The organism is Acidovorax sp. HMWF018 (genome assembly GCF_003061035.1).
Taxonomy (GTDB): Bacteria; Pseudomonadota; Gammaproteobacteria; order Burkholderiales; family Burkholderiaceae_C; genus Acidovorax; species Acidovorax delafieldii.
In genome coordinates, this window is sequence record NZ_QAIM01000014.1 from 1 (window position 1) to 9171 (window position 9171).

The 9171-nt window shown below is 61.3% G+C and carries 7 protein-coding genes and 1 pseudogene; 6 read left to right on the forward strand and 2 right to left on the reverse strand.

The genetic code is table 11. The features are described from left to right. Together DBR23_RS00370 and coaBC are read right to left on the reverse strand one after the other, a co-directional pair. Positions 1-348 (reverse strand): annotated as a pseudogene (locus DBR23_RS00370) (hypothetical protein); the annotation flags it as partial. A gap of 24 nt (positions 349-372) precedes the next feature. Then, positions 373-1596 (reverse strand): bifunctional phosphopantothenoylcysteine decarboxylase/phosphopantothenate--cysteine ligase CoaBC, encoded by a 1224-nt coding sequence (gene coaBC, locus DBR23_RS00375; RefSeq protein ID WP_108496938.1) that lies wholly within the window; start codon positions 1594-1596, stop codon positions 373-375. A gap of 1117 nt (positions 1597-2713) precedes the next feature. On the opposite strand from coaBC, the gene ltrA reads away from it, so the two are divergent. The 6 genes from ltrA to DBR23_RS00405 all read left to right on the forward strand — a co-directional run bounded on the left by ltrA (position 2714) and on the right by DBR23_RS00405 (position 9100). After that, positions 2714-4408: a group II intron reverse transcriptase/maturase gene (gene ltrA, locus DBR23_RS00380; RefSeq protein ID WP_108496939.1), complete on the forward strand. Its 1695-nt coding sequence runs from the start codon at positions 2714-2716 to the stop codon at positions 4406-4408. A 170-nt stretch (positions 4409-4578) separates the two neighbouring features. Continuing rightward, positions 4579-6237, forward strand: a complete 1659-nt coding sequence (locus DBR23_RS00385) for a CTP synthase (RefSeq protein WP_108496941.1) — start codon at positions 4579-4581, stop codon at positions 6235-6237. A 12-nt stretch (positions 6238-6249) separates the two neighbouring features. After that, a complete protein-coding gene (kdsA, locus tag DBR23_RS00390) occupies positions 6250-7107 on the forward strand; it encodes a 3-deoxy-8-phosphooctulonate synthase (RefSeq protein WP_108496940.1) in 858 nt (285 codons plus the stop codon). A gap of 3 nt (positions 7108-7110) precedes the next feature. Further along, the gene (locus DBR23_RS00395) at positions 7111-7401 is read left to right on the forward strand and encodes a DUF1330 domain-containing protein (RefSeq protein WP_056061699.1); all 291 of its coding nucleotides are present in this window, start codon (positions 7111-7113) and stop codon (positions 7399-7401) included. A 99-nt stretch (positions 7402-7500) separates the two neighbouring features. Continuing rightward, the gene (eno, locus tag DBR23_RS00400; protein WP_056061696.1) at positions 7501-8787 is read left to right on the forward strand and encodes a phosphopyruvate hydratase; all 1287 of its coding nucleotides are present in this window, start codon (positions 7501-7503) and stop codon (positions 8785-8787) included. 34 nt (positions 8788-8821) lie between these two features. Beyond that, positions 8822-9100, forward strand: coding sequence for a septum formation initiator family protein (locus DBR23_RS00405; protein WP_056061693.1), 279 nt, complete (start codon positions 8822-8824; stop codon positions 9098-9100). The last annotated feature ends 71 nt before the right edge of the window (positions 9101-9171 follow it).

Genomic DNA, 9171 nt, shown 5'->3' on the forward strand with positions numbered 1-9171 from the left:
CCACCACACCGCGCCCATTACCACCAAGCCTGGCAGCGAGCCCTGACCAAGCAGGAACAGCGCAATGCCATGCAACACCATCACTACCAGCAACACCGATCGCACCGTGCGCAGTACGCCCGCCAGCGGCTGCATCAGCTGCAGCACATCGGGCGGCAGGACCTGAGGCAGGGAGGTCGCTGGCGCACTGGCCTTGGATAACTGAACGGCACCGTTGGTAGCGGCAGCACTTGCCTGTGCCGCTCGGGCCTTTTGCAAAGGCGCCTGGGCTGTCAGCCGCTCCACATAAGCAGCAAAGTCGCCATCGGGTGGCGTGTCCCAATCAGGCTTGGTGGCACCAGTTGTCATCACACCTCCCCACGGTGGTGGTCGTCAAGAACGCAAAGGTGACAAACGCGCGGCGATCTCAGCGATAAGCTGCTGCGCCAACACACGCTTGGACGCGCGGGGTAACTCGCGGTGGCCCTGCGCGTCCACCAGCAGCAGGGCGTTGTCGTCCTGCCCAAAGGTAGCGGGGCCAATATTGCCCACCAGCAAGGGGACGCCCTTGCGCGTCCTTTTGGCGGTGGCATGCGCCAGCAGGTCATGGCTTTCGGCGGCAAAACCCACGCAGAAAAGATCCCCTTCCAGCGCATGCGGCGACCGGGCTACGGTGGCCAGAATGTCGGGGTTCTCGACAAACTCCAGCGACGGGGACTGGCCCGAGCCGTCTTTCTTGATCTTATGGTCGGACTGGTGGGCAGGGCGCCAGTCGGCCACTGCGGCTGTGGCAACAAACACCGAGGCGGCCTGGACATGCCGCTCCACGGCCGCCAGCATCTCCTGGGCGGACTGCACATTGACACGCCGCACGCCGCGTGGCGTGGGCACATGCACCGGCCCTGCGACCAGGGTGACATCGGCACCCGCCTCACGCGCTGCCCGGGCCACGGCAAAGCCCATCTTTCCGCTCGACAGGTTGGTGATGCCACGCACCGGGTCGATGGCTTCAAAAGTGGGCCCTGCCGTGACAAGCACCGACCGGCCCACAAGGGTCTTGGGCGTGAAAAAAGCGATCAGCTCGTCCAGCAGCTCCAGCGGCTCCAGCATGCGGCCGTCACCCGTCTCGCCACAGGCCTGGTCACCATTGCCCACGCCCAGCACCACGGCACCGTCCTGCGCCACCTGGGCCAGATTGCGCTGCGTGGCGGGATGCGCCCACATCTCGCGGTTCATGGCAGGGGCCAGCAGCAAAGGTACGCGCTGCGCGGGGCGCGCCAGACACAGCAGGCTGAGCAGCTCATCCGCCCTGCCCTGCACCAGCCGCGCGATGAAATCGGCGCTACATGGCGCTATCAGGATCGCGTCGGCCTCACGGCTCAGGTTGATGTGGGGCATGTTGTTGGGCTCGCGCGCATCCCACTGCGAGCCGTACACCGTGCGGCCAGACAGCGCCTGCATGGTGACCGGCGTGATGAATTGTTCAGCCGCCTCGGTCATCACCACCTGCACGGTGGCGCCCTCCTTGATGAGCTGGCGGCACAGATCGGCTGCCTTGTAGCAAGCCACGCCCCCACTCAGACCCAGAACAATGTGTTTGCCAGCAAGCTCATTCATGGCGCGAATTTAGCAGACGGGGGTGACCCTGCCCTCGGGGGTGTCGCCGGGGTGCCATCTATAATCCCAATTTCCGTGCGACACGTAACGCGTTGCTCTGAGTGAGGTAGCTTGCCTCTAAAAACAAAAAGCAATTAAATCGCCTGTCCTCGGACAGGCTCCAGAGAGCTGGTCGGTAACACGGCCATCTCACAAAGTTCTTCCTTGTGAAGGGCTTTTAATGACGATGCTCGGGCAACCGGTCATCTGAAACGTCGCCCCTCTGGGGTGACTGAAATTGAACGGTAGCAATACCGTTTGTGGCGCTCGCGCACATTGCCGACGAACCGCCACAAGCGGTTTCGCCGTGGATAAATGGTCGCCTCTTCAGGCGATCAACAAATGTGAGCAGCGCATCTGGACCAACTCAGAGTGCTCCGCTCTGATCTGCCTTGTCGCACATCCCTTATGGGGTGCTGCGTCCTCGTATACGACTACGAGTAGCCTACGGTGACGTGCCGGACCAGCAATGGACCGGTGCGAAGCTCACCTGACAACGTATCCCCCGCGCAAGCGGTGGTCTGGATCCGCGAGGATTCAGGCCAGACACTGCCAGCAGAACGGCGGTAGAGGGGCAAGGCTATTTCCGCATGGGCAACGTAAAGTGAATCATCGTTTGAACCTGGGTAAGGATTGATTGGCCAAAGCTGCTGTTAGGCCAAAACCAAAAGGTACGCTGCCGGCACTTCTCGTGGAAATTGAGAGTGCGTCGTCAACAGTGCAGCCCCAGGAGAGATGAGTCCTAACCGGATAGAGAGAGGTGGTTCACTCCACCGATCTCGGTAGATCAGGGAACGTGGTAAGCCCCACTATCCGCCTGCACACCCCGGTGTGTGGGCAGGGAAGCCGCAAGGCGACCTGTTGGGTGAGGGGGTATGGGATCTTGGAGAAAGCGAACGGCCGCGTGTAACGCGCGGTATACGGGGTGAAACATCCCCCGACGCGAAAGCGGGCTGACTTCCATATGTGGTGCAACCGTCGCGAGACGACTGCATTTGTTTAATCGAAACCCCGAAGGGACGTTTTTCCCCTTCGGGGGAAAGTGCGTCCCCCGAGGGTTCAACTCGAAGGGGAAAGCATGAGAGAACTCACTGGAGACAGTGAATCTGCGTCCTCACGCGAACCGCAAGACTGGCACGCCATTGACTGGCACCGGGTCGAACGGTTCGTGAGAACGACGCAGCAACGTATAGCGAAGGCTACGCAGAAACAGGATTGGCGCAGGGTGAAAGCCCTTCAACGGTCCTTGAATCACTCGTTTTCCGCCAGGGCTCTGGCGGTGAGACGGGTTACTGAAAACCAAGGCAAGCGAACATCAGGTGTTGATCGCCAGCTTTGGGATTCACCTGCCCTGAAACGGGCGGCGATTGGGAAATTGAAGCAGCAACGGGGATATCGACCCCTGCCGTTACGGCGGGTTTACATCCCAAAATCGAACGGAAAGGAGCGCCCACTGGGCATCCCGACTATGTTTGACCGGGCCATGCAGGCACTCCACCTGCTCGGGCTGGAGCCTGTGGCGGAAACCACGAGTGACCCGAACTCATATGGGTTCAGGAAAAATCGCTCTACGGCGGATGCCATGGGCCAGATATTCGTCTGTACATCCAGAAAGGCCTCGGCCCCATGGGTGCTGGAGGCGGATATTCGGGGCTGTTTCGATCACATCAACCACGATTGGCTGGTTCGTCACGTTCCTATGGACAAGACGATCTTGCGCAAGTGGCTGAAAGCCGGGGTGGTCCACCAGGGCCGCCTTTCGCCAACTGAAGAAGGAACGCCGCAAGGCGGAATCATCTCGCCTACCCTGGCGAACATGTGTCTAAACGGGCTGGAAGCGGGCCTGATCGAGCACCTCTGTGCACGATTCGGCAAGACGAAGGCTGCGAAGCTAAAAGTCTATGTGGTTCGGTACGCCGACGATTTCGTGATCACCGGCAGCTCGAAAGATCTGCTGGAAACCGAGGTTAGGCCGTGGATAGAAACCTTCCTCGCACAACGAGGATTGGAGCTATCGCCGGAGAAGACGAAAGTCACACACATCGACGACGGGTTCGATTTCCTGGGATGGAACTTCCGCAAGTACAAAGGGAAATTGCTCATAAAACCGAGCAAGAAGAACGTGAAAGCGTTCTACAGCAAAGTCCGGGATATCGTGAAAACGCATGTATCGGTGAAGCAGGAGGATCTCATTGCCAAACTGAACCCAGTCCTTCGTGGCTGGGCGCAGTACCACCAGCCGGTGGTGGCGAAAGAAACCTTCAGTCGGATGGATAGCTTGATCCACTGGCGGCTTGTCCGCTGGGCGAGAAGGCGTCATCCGAATAAGTCCCGACCGTGGTGCAAAAGCCGTTACTGGCAGCGCGCCGCAGAGAGGGATGAGTTCGCTGCAACCGTCAAAACAGCAGAAGGTTCAATCGCGGTAAAACTGTTGAAGCTCGCTGATACAGAGATCGTGAGACACGAAAAGATCAAGGGGGACTACAACCCCTTTGACCCGAAATGGGAGCTATATGGCGAAACGTTGAGGACGAAACGCATGCTCAAAAGCATGTCGTACCAGTACGAAACGTCAATGCTGTTCATCTCACAGAACGGGCGTTGTGCACTCTGCACAGAGCCTTTGGACGCACAGGGCGGCTGGCACGACCATCACATTGTTTACAAGGTGGTGGGCGGGTCGGATGCTCTGTCCAACCGGGTGTTGTTGCATCCGGTCTGTCACGTCAGACTGCACGCTCTTGGATTGACGGTAGCGAAACCGGCCCGATAAGGGCTTAGCGTCCATGATCGGAAAAGGGGTTGAGAGTAAAATCCTCGGTTCTTCAACCGAACATGGACATGTTGTGCTTGAGCCGGATGCGGTGAAAGTCGCAAGTCCGGTTCTTAGGGGGGGATGGTTCAGCAATGAACTGTCCCTACCCTCCCACCACCAAAAAAGACATGACCAAATTTGTCTTCGTCACCGGCGGTGTGGTGTCTTCCCTCGGTAAGGGAATCGCCTCAGCCTCCCTTGCCGCGATCCTCGAATCGCGGGGACTCAAAGTCACCCTCATCAAGCTTGACCCCTACATCAACGTAGATCCGGGCACCATGTCGCCGTTCCAGCACGGCGAGGTGTTCGTGACCGATGACGGCGCAGAAACCGACCTGGATCTGGGCCACTACGAGCGTTTCATCGAAACGCGCATGAAGAAAACCAACAACTTCACCACGGGCAAGATTTACCAGTCCGTGCTGGAGAAGGAACGTCGCGGCGACTACCTGGGCAAAACCGTGCAGGTCATTCCCCACGTCACCAACGAAATCCAGGAATTCATCAAGCGCGGCGCCGGCATCGGCACGCCGGATGCCGTGGATGTGGCCATTGTCGAAATCGGCGGCACCGTGGGTGACATCGAATCGCTGCCGTTCCTGGAAGCCGTGCGCCAGATGAGCCTGCGCATGGGCCCGAACAACGCAGCCTTCGTGCACCTGACCTACCTGCCCTGGATCGCTGCAGCGGGGGAGCTGAAAACCAAGCCCACCCAGCACACCGTGCAAAAGCTGCGCGAAATCGGCATCCAGGCCGACGCGCTGCTGTGCCGCGCCGACCGCCGTATTCCTGAGGAAGAGCGCGCCAAGATCTCGCTGTTCACCAACGTGCCCGAATGGGGCGTGATCAGCATGTGGGACGTGGACACCATCTACAAGGTGCCCCGGATGTTGCACGAACAGGGCCTCGATGGCCTGATCTGCGACAAGCTGCGTCTGAACACCCCACCCACCAGCCTCAAGCGCTGGGACGATCTGGTGTACGAAACCGAACACCCCCAGGGCGAAGTCACCATCGCCATGGTCGGCAAGTATGTGGACCTGTCGGACAGCTACAAGTCCGTCAACGAGGCCCTGCGCCACGCGGGCATGCGCAACCATGTGCGCGTGAAGATCGACCATGTCGATTCCGAGACCATCGACAGCGCCGACGCGGCCGCCAAGCTGGCCAAGTACGACGCCATCCTGGTGCCCGGCGGCTTCGGCCAGCGTGGCGTGGAAGGAAAGATCGCCACGGCGCAGTTTGCCCGCGAACGCAAGGTGCCCTACCTGGGCATCTGCCTGGGCATGCAGGTGGCCACCATCGAATACGCCCGCCATGTGGCAGGCCTGGCCAACGCCAACAGCACCGAGTTCGACCCCACCACGCCCCACCCCGTGATCGCACTGATCACCGAGTGGAAGGATGCAGACGGCACCATCAAGAAGCGCGATGAAAACTCGGACCTGGGCGGCACCATGCGCCTGGGCGCGCAGAGCTCGGACGTGTCCAAGGACACGCTGGCCCACAGCATCTACGGCGACGTGGTGACAGAGCGCCACCGCCACCGCTACGAAGCCAACGTGAACTACCTGGACCAGCTGCGCAAGGCGGGCTTGGTGATCTCGGCGCTGACCCAGCGTGAAGAACTCACCGAAATCGTGGAGCTGCCGCAAACCGTGCACCCCTGGTTCATCGGCGTGCAGTTCCACCCCGAGTTCAAGTCCACGCCCTGGAACGGCCACCCGCTGTTCAACGCCTTTATCAAGGCCGCAGTGGAACACCAGCAAGCCGCAAAAAAAGCATAAGGGGACTCAAGCATGCAGCTGTGCGGATTCAACGTTGGCCTGGACCAGCGCTTTTTCCTGATCGCGGGCACTTGCTCCATTGAAGGCCTGGAAATGTCGCTCGACGTCGCAGGCCAGCTCAAGGAAGCCTGCGCGCCGCTGGGCATTCCGCTGATCTACAAGGGCTCGTTCGATAAGGCCAATCGCTCCTCCGGCACCAGCAAGCGCGGCGTCGGCATCGACGCTGGCCTCAAGATCCTCGATGAAGTGCGCCGCCAGCTGCAGCTGCCCATCCTGACCGACGTGCACGACACCTCGCACGTGGCCGAGGTGGCCAGCGTGGTCGATGTGCTGCAGACGCCTGCCTTCCTGTGCCGCCAGACGGACTTCATCCGCGCCGTGGCGCAAAGTGGCAAGCCGGTCAACATCAAGAAGGGCCAGTTCCTGGCGCCCTGGGACATGAAGAACGTCATCGACAAGGCCCGGTCTGCAGCGGCCGAAGTCGGCCTGTCGGAAGACCGGTTTCTGGCCTGCGAGCGCGGCGTGAGCTTTGGCTACAACAACCTCGTGGCCGACATGACCAGCCTGGCCGAGATGCGCAACTCCGGCGCACCCGTGGTGTTTGACGTGACCCACTCGGTGCAAAAGCCCGGCGGCCTGGGCGCCGTGAGCGGTGGTGCGCGCGACATGGTGCCCGTGCTGGCGCGTGCCGGCGTGGCTGTGGGCGTGGCGGGCCTGTTCATGGAAACCCACCCCCGCCCCGCCGAGGCCTGGGCGGACGGCCCCAACGCCGTACCGCTCAAGCACATGAAGGCGCTGCTGGAGACCTTGGTGGCCCTGGACGATGTCACCAAGAAAAGCGGATTCCTCGAAAACAACTTTGGAGCTTGAGACATGAGCAGTGGTTACGTCATCGCATCCGTCACCGTCACCAACCCCACGCAGTATGACGAGTACCGCAAGTGGAGCACCCTGGCCATGCAAGCCCACGGCGCTGAAGTCTGCGTGCGTGGCGGCAAGGTCGAAGTGCTGGAGGGCGACTGGAACCCCGGTCGTACCGTGATCCTCAAGTTCCCGAGCTTTGAAGCCGCTCGCGCCTTCTACGACACGCCCGAGTACCAGAAAGCCAAGGCCGCCCGTGAAGGCGCAGCCGTCATGCGCATGGTGTGTGTCGAAGGCGTCTGAGCGCACACACCCAAATCGCTCACCAATTAATAGCTGCTAGCGCTTATACAGAAGGCGCTAGAGACTGATTTGATTTAAAACTTCTGCAAAAGGAAAACCATGAGTGCCATCGTTGACATCGTCGGTCGCGAGATTCTGGACAGCCGCGGCAACCCCACCGTCGAATGCGACGTGTTGCTCGAATCGGGCGTGATGGGCCGGGCCGCCGTGCCGTCGGGCGCCTCCACCGGCAGCCGTGAAGCCATTGAAATGCGCGACGGCGACAAGGGCCGCTACCTGGGCAAGGGCGTGCTCAAGGCCGTGGAATACATCAACACCGAGATCAGCGAAGCCGTGCTGGGCCTGGATGCCTCCGAGCAGGCCTTCCTGGACAAGACCCTGATCGACCTCGATGGCACCGAGAACAAGAGCCGCCTGGGCGCCAACGCCATGCTGGCCGTGTCGATGGCTGTGGCCCGCGCCGCCGCCGAAGAGTCTGGCCTGCCCCTGTACCGCTACCTGGGCGGCATGGGCAGCGTGCAACTGCCCGTGCCCATGATGAACGTGATCAACGGCGGCGCACACGCCAACAACAGCCTGGACCTGCAGGAGTTCATGATCATCCCGGTGGGCGCGCCCACGTTCCGCGAAGCCGTGCGCTGGGGCGCCGAAGTGTTCCACGCGCTCAAGAAGATCCTGCACGACAAGGGCATCAGCACCGCCGTGGGCGACGAAGGCGGCTTTGCCCCCAGCGTTGAAAACCACGAAGCAGCCATCCGCCTGATCCTGCAAGCCATTGAAGCTGCGGGCTACACGGCGGGCGATCAGATCGCCCTGGGCCTGGACTGCGCTGCGAGCGAGTTCTACAAGGACGGCCACTATGTGCTGGAAGGCGAAGGCGGCCTCAAGCTCACCGCCCAGCAGTGGACGGACATGCTGGCGGCCTGGGTGGACAAGTACCCGATCATCAGCATCGAAGACGGCATGCACGAAGGCGACTGGGACGGCTGGAAGCATCTGACCGAACGCCTGGGCGACAAGGTGCAGCTGGTGGGTGACGACCTGTTCGTGACCAACACCAAGATCCTGAAGGAAGGCATCGACAAGCGCATTGCCAACTCGATCCTGATCAAGATCAACCAGATCGGTACGCTGACCGAGACCTTCGCTGCGATCGAGATGGCCAAGCGCGCCGGCTACACCGCCGTGATCTCGCACCGCTCGGGCGAGACCGAGGACAGCACCATTGCCGACATCGCGGTGGGCACGAATGCGGGCCAGATCAAGACCGGCTCGCTGTCGCGCTCGGACCGCATCGCCAAGTACAACCAGCTGCTGCGCATTGAGGAAGATCTGGGCGAGATTGCGCAGTACCCTGGCCGCGCTGCGTTCTACAACCTGCGCTGAGCCCCTGGCAGCCCTCGCCTGAGCGAGCCCTCCATTGGTCTCCCGCATCGTCCCCGTCATCCTGCTGGCCTTGCTGGCAGCGCTGCACGCCCAGCTCTGGCTGGGGCGGGGCAGTGTGCCGCGCGTCAATGCGATGCAGCGGCAGATTGATGTGCAGAAGGCGGCCAACGAACAGGCCCGCCAGGCGAATGCGCGGCTGACCTCGGAGGTGCACGACCTCAAGGAAGGCCTCGATATGGTGGAAGAAAAGGCGCGCAGCGAGCTGGGCATGGTCAAGCCCAACGAGGTGTACGTGCAGTTCACACCCCGCTGACCTGCCGTGCGGGGTCACTCAGCCGCCTTGGACCACCCCGCACCGTCCACACCCACAACGCAGCCATTGAC

Coding starts and splice junctions, on each gene's coding strand:
- eno (WP_056061696.1), top strand. CDS start 7,501: ATGAGTGCCATCGTTGACATCGTCGGTCGCGAGATTCTGGACAGCCGC.
- DBR23_RS00395 (WP_056061699.1), top strand. CDS start 7,111: ATGAGCAGTGGTTACGTCATCGCATCCGTCACCGTCACCAACCCCACG.
- kdsA (WP_108496940.1), top strand. CDS start 6,250: ATGCAGCTGTGCGGATTCAACGTTGGCCTGGACCAGCGCTTTTTCCTG.
- DBR23_RS00385 (WP_108496941.1), top strand. CDS start 4,579: ATGACCAAATTTGTCTTCGTCACCGGCGGTGTGGTGTCTTCCCTCGGT.
- ltrA (WP_108496939.1), top strand. CDS start 2,714: ATGAGAGAACTCACTGGAGACAGTGAATCTGCGTCCTCACGCGAACCG.
- coaBC (WP_108496938.1), bottom strand. CDS start 1,596: ATGAATGAGCTTGCTGGCAAACACATTGTTCTGGGTCTGAGTGGGGGC.